This window comes from Clostridium sp. L2-50 (assembly GCF_000154245.1).
Classification (GTDB): Bacteria; Bacillota; Clostridia; order Lachnospirales; family Lachnospiraceae; genus Coprococcus.
Genome location: NZ_DS480320.1, coordinates 28,638 through 51,020 on the forward strand (window position 1 = coordinate 28,638; position 22,383 = coordinate 51,020).

General features: G+C 43.3%; 18 protein-coding genes. 1 reads left to right on the forward strand and 17 read right to left on the reverse strand.

The features are described from left to right. Positions 1-12: 12 nt before the first annotated feature. The 6 genes from CLOL250_RS07295 to mltG all read right to left on the reverse strand — a co-directional run bounded on the left by CLOL250_RS07295 (position 13) and on the right by mltG (position 8,853). Complete coding sequence (locus CLOL250_RS07295) at positions 13-837, reverse strand: hypothetical protein (RefSeq protein ID WP_008401638.1); 825 nt, start codon at positions 835-837, stop codon at positions 13-15. Positions 838-854: 17 nt separating this feature from the next. Next, complete coding sequence (locus CLOL250_RS07300) at positions 855-2,996, reverse strand: serine/threonine protein kinase (RefSeq protein WP_008401639.1); 2,142 nt, start codon at positions 2,994-2,996, stop codon at positions 855-857. Positions 2,997-3,008: 12 nt separating this feature from the next. Beyond that, entirely contained in the window at positions 3,009-3,779 is a 771-nt protein-coding gene (locus CLOL250_RS07305; RefSeq protein ID WP_044945493.1) for a PP2C family protein-serine/threonine phosphatase, read from the reverse strand. 29 nt (positions 3,780-3,808) lie between these two features. Beyond that, positions 3,809-5,824: an FHA domain-containing protein gene (locus CLOL250_RS07310; RefSeq protein ID WP_044945496.1), complete on the reverse strand. Its 2,016-nt coding sequence runs from the start codon at positions 5,822-5,824 to the stop codon at positions 3,809-3,811. An 88-nt stretch (positions 5,825-5,912) separates the two neighbouring features. Next, on the reverse strand, positions 5,913-7,658 hold the full coding sequence (locus tag CLOL250_RS07315; protein ID WP_008401642.1) for an FHA domain-containing protein: 1,746 nt from the start codon (positions 7,656-7,658) through the stop codon (positions 5,913-5,915). 142 nt (positions 7,659-7,800) lie between these two features. Next, positions 7,801-8,853, reverse strand: a complete 1,053-nt coding sequence (gene mltG / locus CLOL250_RS07320; RefSeq protein ID WP_044945499.1) for an endolytic transglycosylase MltG — start codon at positions 8,851-8,853, stop codon at positions 7,801-7,803. 132 nt (positions 8,854-8,985) lie between these two features. Between mltG and CLOL250_RS07325 the strand changes: the two genes are divergently transcribed. Continuing rightward, entirely contained in the window at positions 8,986-9,516 is a 531-nt protein-coding gene (locus CLOL250_RS07325; RefSeq protein WP_008401645.1) for a peptidylprolyl isomerase, read from the forward strand. A 118-nt stretch (positions 9,517-9,634) separates the two neighbouring features. Here CLOL250_RS07325 and CLOL250_RS07330 read toward each other — a convergent pair whose 3' ends face one another. The 11 genes from CLOL250_RS07330 to CLOL250_RS14175 all read right to left on the reverse strand — a co-directional run. Continuing rightward, positions 9,635-10,900, reverse strand: coding sequence for a diaminopimelate decarboxylase (locus tag CLOL250_RS07330; RefSeq protein ID WP_008401646.1), 1,266 nt, complete (start codon positions 10,898-10,900; stop codon positions 9,635-9,637). 129 nt (positions 10,901-11,029) lie between these two features. Next, positions 11,030-12,664, reverse strand: coding sequence for a class I adenylate-forming enzyme family protein (locus CLOL250_RS07335; RefSeq protein WP_044945506.1), 1,635 nt, complete (start codon positions 12,662-12,664; stop codon positions 11,030-11,032). A gap of 109 nt (positions 12,665-12,773) precedes the next feature. Further along, the gene (locus CLOL250_RS07340) at positions 12,774-13,526 is read right to left on the reverse strand and encodes a prepilin peptidase (protein WP_008401650.1); all 753 of its coding nucleotides are present in this window, start codon (positions 13,524-13,526) and stop codon (positions 12,774-12,776) included. A gap of 103 nt (positions 13,527-13,629) precedes the next feature. Further along, positions 13,630-14,469, reverse strand: a complete 840-nt coding sequence (gene rsmI / locus CLOL250_RS07345; protein ID WP_008401651.1) for a 16S rRNA (cytidine(1402)-2'-O)-methyltransferase — start codon at positions 14,467-14,469, stop codon at positions 13,630-13,632. 24 nt (positions 14,470-14,493) lie between these two features. Next, entirely contained in the window at positions 14,494-15,249 is a 756-nt protein-coding gene (locus CLOL250_RS07350) for a tRNA1(Val) (adenine(37)-N6)-methyltransferase (protein WP_008401653.1), read from the reverse strand. After that, the gene (locus CLOL250_RS07355) at positions 15,242-16,150 is read right to left on the reverse strand and encodes a PSP1 domain-containing protein (RefSeq protein WP_008401654.1); all 909 of its coding nucleotides are present in this window, start codon (positions 16,148-16,150) and stop codon (positions 15,242-15,244) included. Before CLOL250_RS07355 ends, CLOL250_RS07350 begins: the two co-directional genes overlap by 8 nt. Next, entirely contained in the window at positions 16,150-17,142 is a 993-nt protein-coding gene (locus CLOL250_RS07360; RefSeq protein ID WP_008401656.1) for a DNA polymerase III subunit, read from the reverse strand. The genes CLOL250_RS07355 and CLOL250_RS07360 overlap by 1 nt, the downstream gene beginning before the upstream one ends. Before the next feature lie 19 nt (positions 17,143-17,161). Then, positions 17,162-17,788, reverse strand: a complete 627-nt coding sequence (gene tmk, locus CLOL250_RS07365; RefSeq protein WP_044945510.1) for a dTMP kinase — start codon at positions 17,786-17,788, stop codon at positions 17,162-17,164. Positions 17,789-17,875: 87 nt separating this feature from the next. Then, positions 17,876-19,411: an aminotransferase class I/II-fold pyridoxal phosphate-dependent enzyme gene (locus CLOL250_RS07370; RefSeq protein ID WP_274922257.1), complete on the reverse strand. Its 1,536-nt coding sequence runs from the start codon at positions 19,409-19,411 to the stop codon at positions 17,876-17,878. Positions 19,412-19,512: 101 nt separating this feature from the next. Continuing rightward, positions 19,513-20,280, reverse strand: a complete 768-nt coding sequence (gene aroD, locus CLOL250_RS07375; protein ID WP_008401660.1) for a type I 3-dehydroquinate dehydratase — start codon at positions 20,278-20,280, stop codon at positions 19,513-19,515. A gap of 26 nt (positions 20,281-20,306) precedes the next feature. Then, a partial coding sequence (locus CLOL250_RS14175) for a hypothetical protein (RefSeq protein ID WP_274922258.1) occupies positions 20,307-22,383 on the reverse strand: 2,077 nt, incomplete at its 5' end.

A 22,383-nucleotide genomic window follows, 5' to 3' on the forward strand; every position in this document is an offset into this window, starting at 1 on the left:
GTCATTCCCTCCTTATATTGATTCATCTGTATGTACTACGACGATATCTGTTACTATCTTGAAACCTGCACGATCCTTTATTTCCGGCTTCGTTCCATGAACCGCCTCATTTAAAAGAACGTTCGTTGCTTCTTCATCCGATGTCAGAACATTAGTTGCTTCCTCATCATCCACCGCTGCCAGAATATCGGTTGCTCCTTCTGCATCATCTTCCATCATCAGAACATCGGTTGCTCCCTCCATATCATCTTCCATCGTCAGAACATCGGTTGCTCCCTCTGTATCATCTTCCATCGTCAGAACATCGGTTGCTTCATCTGCATCATCTTCCGGCGTCAATACGTCAGTTGCCTCATCGTAATCTACATCCGCCGATAATATATCGGTTTCTCTCTCGTAATCATCCGGTTCTGTTAAGATATCTGTCTCTTTCTCGTAATCATCCGGTCCCTGTAAGATATCTGTCTCACGCTCGAACTCATCCATCCGGCTCTGCTGTTCTTTCTTAAGCTCATTGACTGCCTTTTGATACCGTTCATTACCTTTCTTTTCCAGTTCTTCTGAACGGGAGGTCTTCCGTTTGATATCTCTTACCTCGATCTTTCCGGTACTATCCTTAGACTTGATCGCGTCCTTCTTGGAAGCACCGCTTCCCTGAACACTCTCATATCCCTTTTCCCGGATCTCCCTGATCTGCTTTCTCGCGGTACTTCCGGACAGATCACCGATCACCTTTGGTATATCTAACTTTACAAACAAAATAACTGCAACAACCGCAAATACAACTGCAAGAGCTATGCCACCGAATAACATTATATTGCATATAGTTTCATTCATTGTTATCACCCTCACTCTCACTTAGCAGCTGCTGTGCCATCAATTACTCCGGCAATTGCAGAATTCACGATTAACGAGTTCCATTCATTGTTACCACGATTTGCAAGTATATTAATCTTCTTACCTGCATTGTAAACTGCCTGTACCTTGGATATTCCTTCACTTCTCCACTTCTTTGGATTAGATCCGTATTCTCCCGAATATCTGTCGTACAGATAATTCAGATGACTTACATATATGTCTGCCGCAAAATCCTCTGTACCCATGCTGTCTTCTGCCGTCTTATATATCTTTTCAGCTGAATCATAATAATCTTTCTTACCGCTAGAAACTGCAAGTGCTATATATGTCTCAGCTTCTTCCTTCATATATTTGACATAAGATTTCTTTGTATTGTCAGAAATATTCTTGTCTGTAATATCGATACTTGCAAGATAACGATTCAATGCGTCAACTGCTTTCAGATAGAAGGATTCCCTCTGATCATCAGTTGTTGCATTTTCTGCTTCATAGGAATATACCGAATACAGGATCCTTGCGTACTGTGCTGTATAATACTTTACGTTTCGATCCTCAGGGAACGCATTTGATAATGCTGTACTGTTCTCGTCCAGTTTCTCATTTGCTTCCTGCAACAGGGCAATCGTCCGTTGTGGCATATCGTCTGCTTCACTTCCAAGATTATCAACATATATTGAAGCGATATTCAGATAATTCACATATTTACTTGTATTGGTATCTTCCAGATTGCTGCTATTATATTCTTCAAAATTAAACAGGTTCTCTTGGCTGTTCGCAAAGTTGGAATTCTTCTTGATCTTATTCTCACAGATAGCGGAATAATAAGATGCCTGTGCAGCTTCATCCGGGAAGTTCTCTTTATCGTTTACCTGATTAAAATACTGCATTGCAGCTTTGTAATCCTGAATTTCATTGTAATAAAGGATTGCTACCTCATAAACAACATCATCCTGAACCTTATCAATATACTTGGTTACATACCGCACACCAAGCTTAGCTCCACTGTCCATGCCTTCGGATGATGTCTTCTCAGCATCTTGTGTGGCATCGTAATAATAAGCATATGTATCTAACAAACCAAGATATGCATCTGAAGATGTCTCATCCAATGCGATCGCATCTTTATAGATTTTGATTGCATTATTTACATCATTATCCTGTAATGCATTCTCTGCCTCTAAGATCTTATTGCTGTAATTCTGTTCCTTGATCTCATTCTTCTTCACGCCGCCGATCACTGCACATGCAACAGATGCCAATGACAATCCACCCATCGTACAAAACATGATCAGTTTCTTCTTTGCCTTTGCCCGGTACTCATTATCCAATTCATTGTAATGATCCAGCGCATACAGTAACTCTGAACAGGACTGATATCTGTCATTTGGATTTGGCTGACAACATTTGATAATGATCTGCTCAAGTCCTGATGAAAGCATCGGATTCCACTGTCTGATCGGCTTGATCTCATACGGCGGTTCACATGGATTCTTTCCGGTTACCAAATGATATAATGTCGCACCCAGATTATAAATATCTGTTCTTGCATCTGTATTATAGATACCATGTCCCTGTGCATCACCGAACTGTTCCGGTGCAGCATAACCCCTTGTTCCAAGGGCTGTCGTATCTGCATTATTCTCTATTACATATTCCTTTGCTGTTCCGAAATCAATCAATTTCACAGATCCATCCGGCTTTAACATAACATTGGATGGTTTCATATCTCTGTAAATAATAGGTGGATTCATAGAATGCAGGTAATCAAGTGCACTGGCAAGTGCGCGTCCCCACTCAATTACATCCGACTGCTCCTGCGCTCCCTCTGCCTTCAGGACTTCATTCAAAGGTTTTCCCTCAACAAAATCCATGATTACATAAATCGTTCCATTTTCATTTATGATGTCAACGATTCGCGGCAAAACCGGATGATCTACATTTTTAAGAATATTTGCCTCTCGTTCAAGACCCTTTAACAGAGTCTCAACGCTTTTGGAACCATCATTTTTGATCTCCTTAACCGCCCACTGTTTATTCAGTCGATTATCCATCGCCAGATAAACAATTGACATTCCACCCTGACCAACTTTTTTCAGTATTTCGTATTTTCCATCTAATACTGTACCTAATTCTGTCATCTTATCTCCCCACTACTCTGTCTTAATTAACAATACCGTGATATTATCAGTTTCCTTTCTGTACTTATCCAGTTCTGTAAGGAAAGCGCAACCCTCACGCATGGCATTTTCATCCAGCGCCGCTTTCGGTCCGATACGATCCAGCATCTCATTCTCTGATATCTTATGTCGGAATCCGTCTGAGCATAACATGTAGCAGGCATTTTCTTCGATATATCCTCTGATAAAATCAGGCTCTACCACAGGTGATGCACCGATACATTGTAATAAAATACTTCTTCTGCTGTCCTTCTCTGCCTGCTCCGGTGTCAGTCTTCCGGCAGCAACCTCACGCGCTACAAGCGTCTGATCCTTCGTAAGCTGTGTGACCTCTGTTGTTAATTCATATACACGACTGTCTCCTACATGGATAATGTAGTAATGTTCTCCATACATCAACATTGCAGACAGAGTGGTACCGATCATGATCCCCTGTGCTTCTCCGTATGCTTTTAATTTCTCATTTTCATTAATTGCTATCATATCCCACTGTTGTTTCAATATGGAAGCATTAAATGTTCCGGAAATCACCAGTTCCGGAAAATCCTTCTCGAACCAGTCGCAGTATGCACATATCACTTCTTTACTGGCAAGCTCGCCTTTTGCAAGTCCTCCCATACCATCACAGATAATTGCAAATACCGCAGATCCCTTCGGCGTCTCTGCAATCTTAATTGCCAGAGAATCCTGATTATTTTTCTTTTTTATTCCTACGTCTGTGTAATACGCTGCTTTATACTTCATACTTCTCTCCTGCTCTGTTGTCCCCACGCTTATCTTATATGATATACAAATTCTTCATCTCCCAATGAAACCTTTGCATTGTTTGTTAAAAATACATTTTCCTGCCCTGCTATATTTTTTCCGTTTACATATGTACCATTGGTTGACTGATTGTCTTTAATATAGCTGACACCATTCTTTCTCTCGATAATACAATGGATTCTGCTGACATCTGAATTATCGGTTACAGTATAGTCTGCCTTTGTTGTCGATCTTCCGATTGCAAATTCCGGCTTATTTATATAGATTTTTTCATTTGTTGCTGTTCTTAACAGATAAGGCACCGGTGCCTGTGGCTTCGGCGCATCTGTCTTCTGTTCCGGCATCGGTGGTACCGGTGCTGCCTCCGGCTTCTTCTCCGGCATCGGTGGTACTGGTGCTGCCTCCGGCTTCTTCTCCGGCATCGGTGGTACCGGTGCTGCCTCCGGTTTCTTCTCCGGCATCGGTGCTGCACCATTCATCGAAGATACCGGCGGTACTATCGGCTTGCCGTCCGGTCCCATCTGCATTGGCATCGGACGATTCGGCATCGGCTGACCGTTTGGCATCGGTGCTACCGGCTTGCCGTCCGGTCCCATCTGCATTGGCATTGGGCGATTCGGCATTGGCATTGGGCGATTCGGCATTGGCTGACCATTCGGCATCGGTGCTACCGGCTTGCCGTCCGGTCCCATCTGCATTGGCATTGGGCGATTCGGCATTGGCTGACCGTTTGGCATCGGTGCTACCGGCTTGCCATCCGGTCCCATCTGCATTGGCATTGGGCGATTCGGCATTGGCTGACCGTTTGGCATCGGTGCTACCGGCTTGCCGTCCGGTCCCATCTGCATTGGCATTGGGCGATTCGGCATTGGCTGACCGTTCGGCATCGGTGCTACCGGCTTGCCGTCCGGTCCCATCTGCATTGGCATCGGGCGATTCGGCATCGGCTGACCGTTCGGCATCGGTGCTACCGGCTTACCGTCCGGTCCCATCTGCATTGGCATTGGGCGATTCGGCATCGGCTGACCGTTTGGCATCGGTGCTACCGGCTTGCCGTCCGGTCCCATCTGCATTGGCATTGGGCGATTCGGCATTGGCTGACCGTTCGGCATCGGTGCTACCGGCTTGCCGTCCGGTCCCATCTGCATTGGCATTGGGCGATTCGGCATTGGCTGACCGTTTGGCATCGGCATCGGACGTCCCGGCATCGGCTGACCGTTCGGCATCGGCATCGGACGTCCCGGCATCGGCTGACCATTCGGCATCGGCATCGGACGTCCCGGCATCAGCTGACCGTTCGGCATCGGCATCGGACGTCCCGGCATTGGCTGACCGTTTGACATCGGAGATACCGGCTGTGACATCTTAGCCTGATTCTGCATGACTCCGACACGACTTACCTTATCAGCTGCCGTTTTATTTTCTTTTACTTCCTGTTTTTTCTCTTCTTCGATGTGGATACCCATATCAAGCAACAGATTATCCACATACTTCTTCATATCACTGATAGAAAATGTTCCTCTGCGATTTGTGAATGAAATTAAACGTGCAACATAATTATCTCTATCCATCTCAAAATAAGTTGCATCACAGATAATAGCTTTTACGAAATCCCGGACTTCATTCAGATCTGTTATCTCTTTATCAACTGCAGCGACGATAAAGGAAACCTCCAATGTCTCAGGATTGACAAATATATACTGAATATCCTTAGCCACATAGCTCAGGGATATCATATTCATTCCAAATGTTTCAAGCGCAGACAATACATTATACAACAATGTAAGCATCTGTTTCTTATTGATCTCTTTTTTCAGAAACTCTGTCATCTGCATCCGTTCACCGATCTGATATACAAATGTTCTCTGTCCTTCTTTTTCCTCAAGTGTATATGGAATGATCTGTGGAAATCTTCCGGACATACCCATATCCACTTTTGTATCAACAACATCTGCAGCATCTAGCAGATACTTGCATGTATATTCCTCGCCGGTTCTTGTAAGTATTACTTTGTTTTTCTTCATAACCCTTTTCTCCATTCTATCTTGTTATACACCAAAAGCAGGTATTGCTACCTGCTCGTGTTCACCCCTCCCCGAGGTGATAAATTTATTAACTTAATTTGAAAATAAAATCTTCTCCGCCGATCGTGATCATAGCATCATTCTTCAGTTTTACTTCCTGACCTTCCTCAAGCTTCACACCATCTACTAATGTAGCATTGGTTGCTTTGTTGTCTTTCAGGTAGCAGCCATCATCTCTCTGATAAATGATCGCATGAACTCTGCTGATCGCACCATTTCCGTCGATTCGGAAATCAACACCACGATTTGCTTTACCAAGCTTGAATACCGCTTTGTTAACCATCACACGTTCTTTCGTGTTTACTCTAATAATATATGGCATCGCCTTTGGTATGCCCGGTGCAGGCTTCTTCTCTTCCTCAGGTGTCTGATCCTTTATAACACTCATTCCACCTGTAAGCTCTACTGTGGTTCCGGTTGATGAACTCTCCTCCTCCGGCTTCTCCGTAGGCACAACCGGTGTCGTGAGTGTCTCAGGTTCTTTTGCATCTGCCTCATCTACATCACCTGCGCCTCTGATCTGCTCTGTCGGATTATCAACTGCTTCATCTATTTCCGTCTCATCTACTGCCTTCTGTATGATCTTAGCACGATTGATTCTAATATTCTTTATTACCGGTGGATTCTCGATCAGATTATCAAGATCCTGTGTATCGATCAGAACCGGTTTTTCTTCCTTCTTCTTTTCTTCTGCCATAATCTCAGTTACACCCTCTGCTGTATGGGCAACTTCCTTTATGTCAAATGCCTGTTCTGACTCCTCAGCTTCGGATGCCAGCATCTCTGTCATACCTTCTGCTTCTCCGTCATCCTCAGGAGTCTCTATCTTGATCTCTGTTGCAGCTTTGATCTCACCCGCAGCTTCTTCCGCAACTTCCGTCTCCTCTGCAATTTCTTCCGATTCATCGTCTTCAATCTCTGTATCTTCGTCTAAAGTAAGCTCCTCAAGATTGCTCTCATCAAAGACATCCATATTTACCGAGCTTCCGATACTGTCAGTATTCTCATTCAGATCCAGATCCTTGAATATCGTATTCTCCTCAGTAGGTTCTTCATCGTACATCTCAAGTCCATCATCATCGTCGTCAAACAGAATATCCTTGAACTCAGGAAGATCATCCAGTGATGTATCTGACTGCGGAACTTCAACTGACTGTGATACTTCCACACCTGAATCACCGACATCCATAAATTCTTCTTCCACCTGCATACCTGCAGATTCCATTAACTCTGTCAATTGCCCGACAAATCCCCTGATCGTGAACTTCTCTACATTCAGCATATTTATAAGCTTAGCAACATAATTACAATCTTCATCGTCCGCATATGTTGCATTCAGAATCAGGCCTTTTACAAAAGCCTTAAATTCCGCATTTGCTGCCACATCCGATCCTACCGGAATACAGATCATCTTTACATCAAACGTTACAGGATTTACATATGTAAAATCCTTATTCAGAATAACATATGAAACAGGGATTCCCAGATCACGCATATTCATAATTCCTGATGCAACCCCTCTGATTATACCCAGCATCATCTCTGCATGTACCGTGCCTGAAAGGAGTGCTCCAACTGTTGTTCTGTCCGTTATATTGTATGTAAGATAATCATTCTCATCATCTTCTTCATAAATGATATCAATGAGTTCTGCAATTTTATTATCATCAAGGTAATCAAGCAACTCTTCATCCAGATCTGTCTCATCATCCAAAACATAAGACAAATACTTTTCAGAGCCTATATTTCTTACTTTGAAATTCACTTTTCTCATCAAACAATCCTCCTATCACACGTTCTGCTGTGCATATAAGGTAACAAATTATCCCATTGTTCATGCATACTCTATAAGTATATATAATTTCACCATATATCGCAAGTCTTTTTAAAAAGAAATCGGCAATCTGCCCAATACATTACTGCGTATTAATATGTTCATCATATGTGGATGAGAAGATATGGCTTCCATCTCCGGCATCACTGGTATGATAATACAGATAATCGTTCTCATCCGGATATAATACAGCCTCTATCGATGCCTGACCCGGATTGCAGATCGGTCCTACCGGAAGTCCGGTATTTTTATAAGTGTTGTATGGTGATTCGATCTCCAGATCATCATAAGTAACCTCTGACTTATCATACATTCCGTCTGTCAGAGGGTACAGAACCGTCGGACACATCTGAAGCATCATATCGATCTTTAAACGATTATAGATAACACCTGCAATGATCGGTCTCTCACTGTCAATCTTTGCTTCACGTTCCACGATTGATGCCATGATCAGGATCTGATAATCTGTATATCCAAGATCTGCTGCCTTGGCACTGTATTCTGAGGTATAAACGCTCCGGAATTTTTCCAGCATCGTATCAATCAGACTTGCCGCAGTCGTATCTTCATAAATATCATAGGTTGCCGGAAACAGATATCCCTGAAGGTCGTACTTCGCACCATCTGTATTCATGTCTCCGGTACTGAACGGGATCTGATGATTTCCGTTCTTTACTTCATTCAGGAATTCCTCCGAGCTGCAAATATCCTGCTCCTCACATTTTGCTGCGATCTGTTCGATACTGTATCCTTCCGGTATCGTCAGTGTATCAACAACTTCCTTGACAGGTTCTACATAACAAAGTTCTTCTATCATCTCGAGTGTACTCATTCCGGTGTTCAGTGTAAATGTACCGGGCTGGATCCGTCCTCTGTATTCTGATTCTTTCACTCGTAATACAAATGCATATTCATACTTGATCAGTCCGGCGTCATGCAGGATCGCTGCCACCTTCTTTGACGATGCTCCTTCCGGAATCTCGATCGTTACATCTGTTCCCGATGCGCTCTCCGTCCCCTTGTACTCATCCATAAAGCCATCATAGACATTTTTAATCTTTAATCCGCCTATCACAACAAGGGCAATAACGACGACCAATACAATAATTACCTTAATACCTTTTCCGTTCTTCACTCTGCGTTTCTCCTTTTTCTGTTTGTAACTTTTTATTCCCCAATAAAAAATATACCCCAACCCAAAACAATGCATCCAACATTGACTTTGTAAAGCCTGTAATGATATGATAGCCTCATCATAAATGAAAGGATGCGATTTATTTTGGCAAATCCAATAGTAACAATTACAATGGAAAACGGTGATGTTATAAAGGCTGAGCTGTACCCGGACATTGCTCCTAATACAGTTAATAACTTTATCTCACTCGTAAAAAAAGGCTTTTACAATGGTTTGAACTTTCACCGTATCATCAATGGTTTCATGATTCAGGGCGGATGCCCGGAAGGAACCGGAATGGGCGGACCAAACTATAGCATTAAAGGTGAATTCTCACAGAATGGCTTCAAGAACGACCTGAAGCACACTGAAGGTGTTCTCTCCATGGCTCGTTCCATGCGACCGGATTCTGCAGGTTCCCAGTTTTTTATCATGCACAAGGCCGCTCCTCATTTAGACGGTGCATACGCTGCATTTGGCAAAGTAATCGAAGGAATGGATGTTGTAAATAAGATTGCAACAACCCGAACAACTTACGGTGATCGTCCTGTAAAAGAACAGAAAATGGCTTCCGTAACTGTTGACACATTTGGTATTGATTACCCGGAACCTGAAAAAGCCTGACTAAAATTCAGTATAAACTAAAACAGCCATTTTGGGAACAAATATTTCTCCAAAATGGCTGTTTTTTTTGCTTTTTTCTATAACCCGGCACAACGATTCTCAACCGTCTCAGGTGAACTTATTTTTCGTTCAGATCCACATTCCAGAAGCCGTCTAATGTAGCAAAATAATCATCCGGTGTCTCTGCCCTGCGGATCAGTTTGGTACTGCCGTCTTCACAGAGGAGAACCTCTGCGGATTTCAGCTTGCCGTTATAGTTATATCCCATTGCAAAGCCATGTGCACCTGTATCATGAATTACCAGAATATCTCCCATATCGATCTTTGGAAGCATACGATCAATCGCAAATTTATCATTATTCTCACACAGCGAACCTGTTACATCGTATTTGTGGTCGCATGGTTCATTCTCTTTACCAAGAACTGTAATATGGTGATATGCACCATACATGGCAGGCCGCATCAGATTAACTGCGCATGCATCTACACCGATATATTCCTTGTGTGTATGTTTCTCATGAATCGCTGTTGTGATCAAATGGCCATAAGGAGCCAACATGAATCGTCCAAGCTCTGTGTAAAGAGCTACGTCACCCATTCCTGCAGGAACCAGGATCTCCTCATATACCTTTCTTACGCCTTCGCCGATCGCAAGGATATCATTCGGCTCTTTATCCGGTGTATACGGAACGCCTACGCCGCCTGACAGATTGATAAAGTCAAGCTTTACGCCTGTCTTTTCCTTAATCTCAACCGCTACCTCAAATAAGGTTCTTGCAAGAACCGGATAGTAGTCATTCGTCACTGTATTGCTTGCAAGAAATGCATGCATTCCAAATCTCTTTACACCTTTGCCCTTCAGGATACGATACGCCTCAATGATCTGATCCTTGGTCATACCATACTTGGCATCTCCGGGGTTGTCCATGATTGTTGTGGAAATAGAGAAGGTTCCACCCGGATTATATCTGCAGCAGATCTTCTCAGGAATTCCTGCTGTCTTTTCAAGGAAGTCAATATGTGTGAAATCATCCAGATTGATCGTTGCACCAAGCTTCTTAGCAAGAACAAATTCTTCTGCCGGCGTATCATTGGATGAAAACATGATCTCGTCTCCGGTAAATCCCAGTTTATCTGACATCATAAGCTCTGTCAGTGATGAGCAGGCCGTACCGCATCCCTCTTCCTTTAAGATACGAAGAATAGTAGGATTTGGAGTCGCCTTTACCGCAAAGAACTCCTTAAATCCCTTATTCCATGAAAATGCCTGATATAACTTTCTTGCATTTTCTCTGATTCCTTTTTCGTCATAAAGATGAAATGGTGTTGGGTATTTCTTAATCATCTCATCAACCTGTGCTTTTGTTACAAATGGTGTCTTCATGATTATCTTACCTTCCTGTTGTATTTTGTGATTCCGACTATATATTTAAGCACACACATCTGAGTTTGTAAAGAACACATATCAGATTCTGCTTTCTCTATCTGTATAATGCCACGATCTGTGATCTCTTTATGCATTATTCTCGGCTGCAACAAGGTTATCGCTCTTATGCTTCTTACGAAGGAGCGGCTTCTCGATCTTACCGGTTGCATTTCTCGGTACATCCTCAAAAATAATCCTTCTTGGTCTCTTATATCTTGGAAGTTCCTTACAAAATTCATTGATTTCATCTTCGGTACATTCCATGCCATCCTTTGTCTCAATAATTGCCGCTGTAATCTCACCGAGTCTCGGATCCGCAAGTCCGATAACAGCTACATCCTTGATCTTCGGATATTTACTTAAGAAATTCTCAATCTGTACCGGGTAGATATTCTCACCACCGCTGATGATGACATCCTTCTTACGGTCAACCAGATAGATAAATCCATCTGCGTCCTGTTCCGCCATATCTCCGGTATACAGCCATCCGTCTTTTAATGTCTCAGCCGTTGCTTCTGGATTCTTATAATAACAGGTCATAACACCGGGACCTTTTAATATCAGTTCTCCGACATCTCCCTGCTTCACATCTTTACCATCTTCATCTACAATGCGCACCTGCCATCCATATCCCGGAACGCCGATCGCACCGACTTTATCGATATTCTCAACACCCAGATGTACCGCGCCCGGTCCGATAGACTCTGACAGACCATAGTTCGTATCATACTGATGATGCGGGAAGTATTCTTTCCAACGTTTGATCAGGCTCTGTGGAACCGGCTGTGCTCCGATATGCATCAGTCTCCACTGATCCAGCTTATAATCCGATAATTTTACTTCACCTGATTCTAATGCCAGCAACAGATCCTGTGCCCATGGTACTAACAGCCATACAATGGTACACTGTTCATCTGATACGGTCTGAAGAATAGTCTTTGCATTAACGCCCTTTAACAGAACTGCTTTTCCGCCTGTGATCAGACTTCCGAACCAATGCATCTTTGCCCCTGTATGATATAAAGGCGGAATACATAAGAATACATCATCCTTTGTCTGTCCATGGTGCTTCTGTTCCACCGTAGCTGCATGCATCAGGCTCTCATGGTTATGTAAGATTGCTTTCGGGAAACCCGTAGTTCCTGATGAAAAATAAATTGCCGCATCGTCGCTGTCCTTGATATCTCTTTTCTCAAAGGTACTGGAACAGTTTGCCGTAAGCTTATCATAGTCCTCTGCAAATGTCGGACAGTTACCGCCTGCGTATAACAAAATACGCTTCTCTGCAATCTCATCTACAACTGTTTCTACTCGTCCGATAAATTCCGGACCGAATACCAGAACATCCACATCTGCAAGCTCTACACAGTATTTGATCTCCTCTGCATCATAACGGAAATTAAGCGGTACTGCCAAAGCTCCTGTCTTTAATGCTCCAAAATAGATCGGAAGCCATTCCAGACAGTTCATCATCAGTATACCGATCTTATCTCCTTTCCGGATTCCTCTGGAGACCAGAAGATTTGCAAAACGATTTGCTTTCTCGTTAAATACATTCCACGTGATCTCTCTTCTATACTGACAGGTTGGATTCGCCTCGATCAGCTCATATTCTCTCCATGTTACTCTCCTTGTCTCTGTGACATCAGGATTAATCTCAACCAGTGCTACGTCATCCCCGAATTCTCTGGCATTTCTTTCCAGATAATCTATAATCGGCATTTCCATATTCCTCCATACATTGTAACTTTTTCGCTCAAACGCTTTAACGCGTTAAACATCCATACCCTTTAGTATACTCAATCTCCCTTGAATACACAAGCAGTTTTTTCTATATCTCAGGATTCATAGCCGCTTTTATAAAATCGATGTAATGATTCATGATGATATTTCCACAGAAAAGTGCGATCGCAAGCCCCACGCTTAAGAACGGGCCAAATGCAAAATGGTCGTTTTTACCATGACTTCTGCGAACCAGACAGATCACACCATAGATTCCGCCAAGGATCAAACCGATAAAGAAACCGACCACTGTTGCTTTCCAGCCAAGCAAGAAGCCGGCAGCGAACATCAGCTTGATATCTCCGCCGCCAAAGCCTTCCGGAATAAACAGAACGATCAGATATAAAGGAAGGCTGATACAGATCATTCCGATCAGTCTGGATACGATCGTAACCTCATCCATTGCAAGAAACTCAGATCCCGGAACTGCATCCGACACGAACTGAAGGATCAGAGATACCACGCCCATCACAAAGATAATGACATTCAGCATAAATGGGATCTCCATGGTATCCATATCTATAAAGGTCACTACGGTAAGAACTGCCAGAAACAGAAAATAAATAATCCCCTGTAATCCCATACCGAAAAATCCGGTAAATAAAACCGCTGCCACACCGCCAAATATAACAATCCCTGCATTTCTGAATTTTCCCGGTTCGTGCAACCGCTCTAACTGCTGCTTCTCCGGTATCCGGTAGATCACCTTTGTCAACAGATAGAAAATCGCCATACCTGCAATAAAAAATCCGAGGCAGACTGCCACCCTGCCAACTGTTCCTGATATCTCCAACCACGCCATATGTTTATACCCCTTTCACCTTTCATCTGTTTATAACTGCCTGCAAATCATCATTTCTATCTCTCATGAATAATTCCGGCATGAGCTTTACAACTGTTTATTTCTATCGCATAACCACATTATATACTTCACGCTTTGGAACGCCACGGTCTGCTGCCGCCTGTTTGATCGCGTCCTTTTTCGTCATGCCCTGTTTCTCATACATAGCGACATGTTCCTCTATCGTCATCGAAAGGAACTCCTGCTGCCTCTCTGCTTTTGCCGCAGCCACATCCATTCCCTCGATCACCATTACATATTCGCCCCTCGGTTCATGCTCTTCATAATAATTGATTGCCTCTGACAACACGAACTGCTCGATTGTTTCATGCCGTTTCGTAAGTTCCCGGCAAAGTGTAATCTTCCGGTCGCCAAGTGTATCAAATAATTCCGCAAGTGTCTTCTGTAATCGGTGTGGTGCTTCATAGATCACCATCGTTCTGGTCTCATCCTTTAACTCTGCAAGAACCTCTGCCTTTTCTTTCTTATCCTGTGGCAGAAATGCTTCAAATGCAAACCGTCTGGTCGGCAGTCCCGATGAGATCAGTGCCGTGATACAGGCGCATGCCCCCGGTACTGCTGTTACCGTCACTCCTGCCGCAAGTGCCTGCCGTACCAGTTCCTCACCCGGATCTGAGATCCCCGGTGTTCCGGCATCCGTTATAACTGCAATATTTGTTCCTGTAAGAAGCTTGTCCACCAGAACCTTTGCTTTATCATATTTATTAAATTCATGGTAACTGGTCATCGGTGTTTTTATCTCAAAATGATTTAACAGCTTGATACTGTTTCTCGTATCCTCTGCTGCGATCAGATCCACCTCTGACAGTGTGCGTACCGCCCGGAATGTCATATCTTCGAGATTCCCGATCGGCGTAGCGACCAGATATAATATACCTGCCATGTAGATTCTCCTGTTCTGTCTGTTTTATTTCTTTGCTTCCCCTTCATATGTATCGAGAAGCTGCTCCGTGTAAACACCCGGTTCTTTATAGACGATCAGCGGCGGCTCGATCTTGATTCTGGAATTACCGCCCTTTACGCCCTCTACGATCACCATATTCGGTTCTTTATCAATATATGGATGAATAAGCTGCATCCGTTTCGGTTCCAGTCCATTTGCCAGCAGCCCTTCAAAAATCTCTGCCAGCCGGAACGGCTTATGTATCATATAGAAGCTGCCACCCGGTTTCAGCAGATATGCCGCTGCCTCTATCACATCTGAAAGCGTCACGCAGATCTCATGTCTGGCAATATTCTTCGGCTCGTCAGGATTTGTCAGTCCATGATTCCCGCTGATATACGGCGGATTCGATGTAACGATATCAAAAGAGGCCTTCCTGTAATTACAGGAGACCTCTCTGATATCTCCATGATCGATTCGAACCTTCTGTTCCAGATCATTTAATCTGACACTCTTTCCTGCCATCTCTGCACAGGCATCCTGAATCTCCAGACCGACAAACTGACAGGTTCCGTCAGGCGGTTCCTTTGCTGCCAGCAGGATCGGTATAACACCGGTTCCCGTTCCAAGATCCATGTACATGCCATCCCGTCTGTGCTTTACAAAATTTGCCAGCAGTACAGCATCCATGCCAAAGCAGAACATATTGGGATTCTGTATGATCTGATACCCCTTGCATTGCAGATCATCTATACGTTCATCAGGGAGAAGATCAATCATCAAATTTGGATTTTCCTCCCTTATCTTCCAGCGCCTCCAGTGCTTTATATTCCTCGTCACTGATACGCTCTGTATTTCTTCGTTTCTTCGGTTTGAACTTCAGTTCACTGACCGGATACTCCATAACCTCTTTATTATCATCCTTATCCGTAACCACGATCCTTACTTTCTGACGAAGTACGCTTACAGATAAGACTTCACCCTTATTTCCATCCACTGTCCGAACAAAATCTCCGACATTTGGAAGCTTCTCATTCAGATACTCATATGTGTCCTGTTCATGTTTCAGACAGCACATCAGTCTTCCGCATACTCCGGATATCTTTGTCGGGTTCAATGACAGATTCTGTTCCTTTGCCATCTTGATCGATACCGGAACGAACTCTGACAAATGCTCATGGCAGCACAGCTCCCTGCCACAGATACCGATACCGCCAACCATCTTCGTCTCATCACGAACACCGATCTGACGGAGCTCGATCCTTGTCTTGAATACAGATGCCAGATCCTTTACCAGTTCACGGAAATCAATTCTTCCATCTGCGGTAAAGTAGAACAGTACTTTATTATTGTCAAATGTATACTCGGCCTCGATCAGCTTCATATCAAGCTTATGTTTTGCAATCTTCTCTTTACAGATAGCAAATGCCTTCTTGCTCTTTTCTTTATTATCTTCGTGTCTTTTCTTATCTTCATCAGTAGCTACTCTTATGATCGTCTTTAAAGTGGATACGATCTTACCATCGTCTATGTTCCGCTTACCCAGTACAACTTTTCCGAATTCTACACCACGGGCAGTTTCTACGATAACAAATTGTCCACACTCAACATCATGGTCTCCCGGTGAAAAGAAATAAATCTTACCATTCGGTCTGAACCGAACTCCAATGATCTCTTTCATTATTTATTCTCCTTTATAGTCAGAAGCATAAGTTCCATAGCCACATCAAAGTTAACATTTGCTTCCAGACGGATCTTCGCCTTATCCATTGCCTTTAAGACATCCTCAATTCCCTCATAGGAGATGTGGGATGACTGCTTGCGGATATCCGTATAATATTCCTTGAACATCAGCCGTCCGGCATTTCCGGTGATCTTTAACATCAGGATATCGCGATACCACATCATCATCAGATCAATATAATCACCGATCTTTAACTTGTGATGGTTCATATTCTTGATCGCAAACATAATATCGTCGACTGTCATATCCGGGATCTTGCGAAGAACACCTGTTACATCCTCTATGATTTCCTTGTATTCGTCACTGGTCGCAAGTCGGATCGCCTTACCCAGATTACCCTGTGCAAAGTCCATACAGAAATCCGCTTTTTCCTTTGGAAGCTTCAGCTCATTCATCAGATAGTCCAGTACATCCCGCTCTCTGACAGGCTTAATATTCAGTACGATACATCTGGAAATGATCGTCGGAAGAATCTTGTCAATATTGCTGGTCAACAGGAAAATGATCGCATACTCCGGTGGCTCCTCGATCGTCTTAAGCAGAGCATTCTGTGCATTTGCATTTAAAAGCTGTGCATCGTCGATCACATAGATCTTATACCGGCTGCTATACGGTTTGATCGTTATATCCTTATTTACCTGATCACGGATTTCCTCTACAGAGATCACATTTGGTTTGTCATGTGTGACCCATGTAACATCCGGCTGATTATCCGTATCCATCTGCTTGCATGATTTGCACTTGCAGCATGGCTCCGTTCCGCCTTCTTCACACTCCAGAGTCTTGATTATGGCACGCGTCAGAGTCTTTTTACCACTGCCTTCTTCTCCATTTATAATATAGCCCTGGGATACCTTTCCCATCTCTATACTTCTCTTAAAATGCTGGATTATATCTTCATGTCCGATAATTTCAGAAAATTCTATCATGCTCTTCTCCTTGCTTATGCTATGGTCTTGCCAGCCATTTTTCTACATACGAAATTATTATATCATGTATTGCTTCTTTTGGCAAAGCCGCATCAACTTTTACGATACGGTCAGGATTCATCTCAGCAAGGCATCTGTAACCCTCGACAACCTTCTTATGGAACTCCAGACTTTCCTGCTCCATACGATCAAGCTCTGCCTGGTTTTTCTTTCTGGCAATGCCGGCTTCCGCATCCAGATCCATTAAAAATGTCATATCCGGCAGGATACCCTGTAAGGCAAATTCATTCACCTTATAAACAGTATCAATTCCGAGTCCCCGTCCGATTCCCTGATATACAGCTGACGAATCTACGAAACGATCAGCGATAACTGCCTTGCCTGCAGATAATGCCGGCTTGATATTCTCTTTTACAAGCTGTGCTCTCGCTGCCGCATATAATAACAACTCTGTCATATATCCCATCTCTGTAAAATCTTTATTCAAAATGACTTCACGGATCGCTTCGCTAACCGCATTTCCGCCCGGATCTCTGGTTATGAGTACGTCATATCCTTTTTTATTCAGATAGTCCTTTAACAGCTCGATCTGTGTTGTCTTGCCGGCTCCGTCCGGTCCTTCCATCGTTATAAATATTCCCTGCATATGTTCCATACTCCTTTATCTGTTTTATCATATCGCCAATCCGGATCCAATTACCGAACCCTTTTGACAGCCCCAAATGTTATTGTACTATAACATTTTTATAACCTGTATATATATACCATCCGGCGGACATTCCACTCCGATCATGTTAAGCCCGGTTTCCACCATATGTATGATATCCCGGATCACCTGCGCGTCAATCCTCTCACCAGGTACGATAACCGAAGTTCCCGGCGGATACGCATACACATAATCAGCCGCTGTGCATCCTTCTGCCTCTGTCAGCTTCTTTCTGCTACTGTCAAATGTCCACGCCCTGCCCGGCGTCATAATCTGCTCCGGCAGATGAAACCTTGTATTAAACAAAACGGCATCCTCCGTCTCCGACAGTGTCGAATCTGTATCATACTCCCGGATTGCATCTCTTCCCGCTTCATCAGACGCCTCTTCCAGTTCTGAATCTATCTGTTTTAAGACCTCATACAGACGATCAAGCGCTTTTCTCTTATCCGCAAATGATGTCATGACGATCACATGCTGTGCTCCTGCCATCTCAACCACCTGATGAAAGTTCTCTGCCAGTACATGGGCAAGCCATGGGCCGGTCGCCTTTTCATACTTTTTGCCATCTGTATTATCCATATTCTCCGGGTATATGCCCGTCACTGTGAATACCAGCTTACATTTATCATAAGCATAACATGTCTGCTTCGGTTGTAACAGTCTGATATGCTTCAATTCCTTACATTTTTTTCTAAAATGCTTTAGCCGTTTTCGATATGCGTCAAATACTTCCGGGTGATTCACTGCATATACGACCGCTTTCTCCATGCTCTGTGTGAACAGATACGATGGTGATGACGTCTGAAAAATATGCAGATAGCGTTCCACCCTCGGAATCAGATCTTTCCGATTCACATGAAGAAGTGCGGTCTGCGTCAATGCCGGAAGTGTCTTATGTGTGCTCTGGATAACCAGATCCGCTCCTGCCGCAACTGCTGACAGATTCCGCTTCGGCATAAACGGAAGATGTGCTCCATGTGCTTCATCCACGATCAATGGGATATCATACGGAACAAGTACATTCTTAATTCCGCAGATATCCGAGATCACGCCCTCATAAGTCGGCGAAGTGATAACCACAGCAGCAGGCAGCTCACCTCTCTGCTTCATCTCCTGTATCTTCTGCCCGATCTGTTCCGGTGTAATATCTGCAAATATATCTGTTCCCGGCAAAAGCTCCGGCACAATGTACTCCGGTTCCAGATTCAACAGGCTTACTGCATGGCAGACAGATTTGTGACAGTTTCTTCCCATCAGAATCCTTGCGTGCTCCGGTGCACATGCAAAGAGTGCTGCCAGTATCCCACCGGTCGCACCATTCACCATCATATATGTCTTCTTTGTGCCGTAGAATCGTCTCATCTGCTCCAGACTGTCCTTCATGAACAGCTCCGGTTCATGAAGGTCGTCCAGCCCTTCCGCCTCCGTAAAATCCCGACGGAATAATATCTCCCAGAAATCATCCGCAAATACATCCTGCCTTTTATGTCCCGGCATATGCCAGGGATAATAGTCTCTTTTACTGTATCTGTCCAGATATTTATTAATATATTCTTTCAAGCCAATCTCTCCTGTTCTATAAGAATAAAGACCGGAGAATCTTATCCGCAGAAAATCTCTGTCCTCTGCAAATAAAACTATCCAGTCTCCATCCTTCATCTCTAGCTGCCGATTATATTGTGGATCATCTCAAGCTGACTGCGAAGTGCTTCCACATCGATCTGGCCCGGTGCAGAAGGAATACCCGCAGTTGCAAATGAGATGCAGTTGCCATACATTTCTCCGGTTGTTCTGGTTGATACGCCAAGCTCACCCATAGAGATAACGATAAGCGGTGTCTGATTCCCATACTCCTGCAATTCCTTTGCAGCCTGCATCATGTCGACAACCTGTGAGCCATCCTCAGGCATCATTGCGATCTTCGCAATATCTGCACCTGTGTCTATCATTTCCTTGAATCTGCCCACAATCTGTTCCATCGGTATCGTCGTCTTGAAATCATGATTGGATACAACCACCTTGATACCATGATCATGCGCTGCTTCAATTACTTCTGTAACAAAAGGAATATCATAGAAATATTCAACATCGATCAGATCAACCAGTTCATTTTCAACCACTCGTAACAACATTTCTCTGTACTGATCCGGTGTAATATCATGACTTCCGCCTTCACTTCTGGTCCGGAATGTGAATACGATCGGAAACTCTGCTAACTCATCCTGAATCTTCTCAAGTATTTTTAGCAATACATCCATATCCAGACAATCCTCAAAACAGTCTGCTCTGAATTCTACCAGATCCGTCTTAGATTTCTTGATCGTTCGTATCTGCATATCCACATCATACTCAGTCGGTGCTACCATAGGTACGCAGATCTTTGTCATACCCTCACCGATTCTTACATTTTTTACTTCTACAACATTCATATATGTGCTCCCGGAATACCTTTATCCTATTGCTCCTGTACATTTATGATCTGGCCATTGACAAGCTCATTGGCGATGGCTGTGATATCGGCATCAACCTCCTGATCCTTTCCGTTTGCCCAGACATTTACATTTACAACTATATAATCTTTATCGTTGATCGGATAGAAATAGTAATAATCACGAACCTTTATATCGTAGATATCTGAATCTATTACATAACAGTCCATTGTCTTGCCATCAGTTCCGGTCACCTGCTCCATCTTTTTATCAAGAACGCTGCCATCTTCTCCAAGATAGTCAAAATATGTCATAAAGTTCTCGCATTCCTTCTCTTTGTCGCAGTTCGGTGTCAATGTATAATATGCATTATATTTGTCATTGTAGATATCTATCTCTTCATCATCTGCATATCCTCTGTCGTAACCTGCCGGATCATTCAGGGCAACTGTATAGCCTTCACCCTTCATGACATAACCGGAATAATCTACATCATCAATGGAAGAACTGTCAATTACATATTCATCATCATTGTCACCATCATCAGTAGTTGCATCCGATGTAATAAAATCGTCAATGTCTATATCTCCGTTATCAACTGCAGAACCAAGTGCCGAACCCCATGCTGACACAATTCTCTGTGCTGCTTCCTGATTGATATTTGATTCCATATATTCATCTGTCATCTCAGTATAATCTACAACCTGCTTGGATTCGTCCGGCTTCCCGATCTCTTTTCCAAGATCACCAAACTGTACATCACCGGAAAGATCCGCATATACGGTATCGCCACCATCCGTAACCTTAAACGAATCAACTGTTGCGCCAAAGGATTTACCCTTCCGGACATCCTTCAGGCTTCCTGTCAGATCATATGCAAATACAGCCTCATCATTTGCAGTCAATGTCAGATGACTTTCAAATGCATTTGTCGATTTTGTGAAGGTCGCTGTCTGTTCCAGACCGGCAACAGCCTTATCATTTACAACAACGCTGTCTGTTAATTTATATACATAAGAGCCCTTTGTGTTCTCTTTCTTCTTACTGAATGATACGGATCCGAGTTCCTTCTCGTCCTTCTTTACGGATGCACAGAAATAAACATCATCCGCCGGGTGTTCTTCACCCATGTAATCCCATACAACAGATGCAGTTCCACCAAGAGCAGTAAACTTATAATCCATACTGATTCTTGCTAACTGATTCTTCTTAACATATATATTTACAACAAAATCTTTTGAGAACATCATTCCATAATAAGTTGGAATGTACTGAAATGCCTGTGATAATTCAGCTCTTGTAACTCCGATCTCATCTAATTGATCATCAGTAATATAATCAGATGCATAAGCATTCAGATAATTACAGAGTGCTGTCACATATGCCTTTACATCAGCAGTCGGAAGTGTAACTGTATACTGCTTACATTTTTCCTTGTCGCCGTTGTGATTCTCAATCTCTGCGCTCCCTACTCTGTCATAGGTAACTGCTTTCTTCAAATCCTCTGTAGCAGGCTCCATATACTTCTCATACAGCGCCTTTACTTCATTCTGGGTTGCTTCGTCCATATCTGATGTATCAAGTGATTTCAGCATAGCCGCAAGATCCATCTTGAACACAGAATCATACAGCTCAGGAATCTCAAAATAGAAAACCTTGTCAATGCCATAAAGATTTGCGTTTACGGTCTCGCCGGCAATAGTCAGGGAACCATTCAGATTCAGATTATATGAATTATCCTTCTGCTTCTCAAATGCTCCGCTTATTCCGTATGTAGATCCGGATAAACCATCCATTTTATAAATACTGTTCACCTTCAGGTTCATATCAAAATCCATCTTATCTTCACTGAACTCTGATACGCCGATTACATCTTCTAACGGTGATGAATCTACCGACTCGGTAACTGTATTCTTCATTGCCGCCTTAATTGCCTCGGCAGGAGTCTTTCTTACAAAGAAATAAACTGCAGTAACAATAGCTGCAACCAGCACAACACCTATAAATGTAAATAATGCGATCTTTCCACCTTTTTTCTTCTTTGGCACAGTCGCCTGATATGGTGTCTGGTCACCAAATTCATTCATGTCCGGCTGTGCATAT

Excerpts from the sequence above, each read along its gene's own strand:
- CLOL250_RS07295 (WP_008401638.1), bottom strand. The coding sequence starts at position 837 with ATGAATGAAACTATATGCAATATAATGTTATTCGGTGGCATAGCTCTT.
- CLOL250_RS07300 (WP_008401639.1), bottom strand. The coding sequence starts at position 2,996 with ATGACAGAATTAGGTACAGTATTAGATGGAAAATACGAAATACTGAAA.
- CLOL250_RS07305 (WP_044945493.1), bottom strand. The coding sequence starts at position 3,779 with ATGAAGTATAAAGCAGCGTATTACACAGACGTAGGAATAAAAAAGAAA.
- CLOL250_RS07310 (WP_044945496.1), bottom strand. The coding sequence starts at position 5,824 with ATGAAGAAAAACAAAGTAATACTTACAAGAACCGGCGAGGAATATACA.
- CLOL250_RS07315 (WP_008401642.1), bottom strand. The coding sequence starts at position 7,658 with ATGAGAAAAGTGAATTTCAAAGTAAGAAATATAGGCTCTGAAAAGTAT.
- CLOL250_RS07325 (WP_008401645.1), top strand. The coding sequence starts at position 8,986 with ATGCGATTTATTTTGGCAAATCCAATAGTAACAATTACAATGGAAAAC.
- CLOL250_RS07330 (WP_008401646.1), bottom strand. The coding sequence starts at position 10,900 with ATGAAGACACCATTTGTAACAAAAGCACAGGTTGATGAGATGATTAAG.
- CLOL250_RS07335 (WP_044945506.1), bottom strand. The coding sequence starts at position 12,664 with ATGCCGATTATAGATTATCTGGAAAGAAATGCCAGAGAATTCGGGGAT.
- CLOL250_RS07340 (WP_008401650.1), bottom strand. The coding sequence starts at position 13,526 with ATGGCGTGGTTGGAGATATCAGGAACAGTTGGCAGGGTGGCAGTCTGC.
- rsmI (WP_008401651.1), bottom strand. The coding sequence starts at position 14,469 with ATGGCAGGTATATTATATCTGGTCGCTACGCCGATCGGGAATCTCGAA.
- CLOL250_RS07350 (WP_008401653.1), bottom strand. The coding sequence starts at position 15,249 with ATGATTGATCTTCTCCCTGATGAACGTATAGATGATCTGCAATGCAAG.
- CLOL250_RS07355 (WP_008401654.1), bottom strand. The coding sequence starts at position 16,150 with ATGAAAGAGATCATTGGAGTTCGGTTCAGACCGAATGGTAAGATTTAT.
- CLOL250_RS07360 (WP_008401656.1), bottom strand. The coding sequence starts at position 17,142 with ATGATAGAATTTTCTGAAATTATCGGACATGAAGATATAATCCAGCAT.
- tmk (WP_044945510.1), bottom strand. The coding sequence starts at position 17,788 with ATGCAGGGAATATTTATAACGATGGAAGGACCGGACGGAGCCGGCAAG.
- aroD (WP_008401660.1), bottom strand. The coding sequence starts at position 20,280 with ATGAATGTTGTAGAAGTAAAAAATGTAAGAATCGGTGAGGGTATGACA.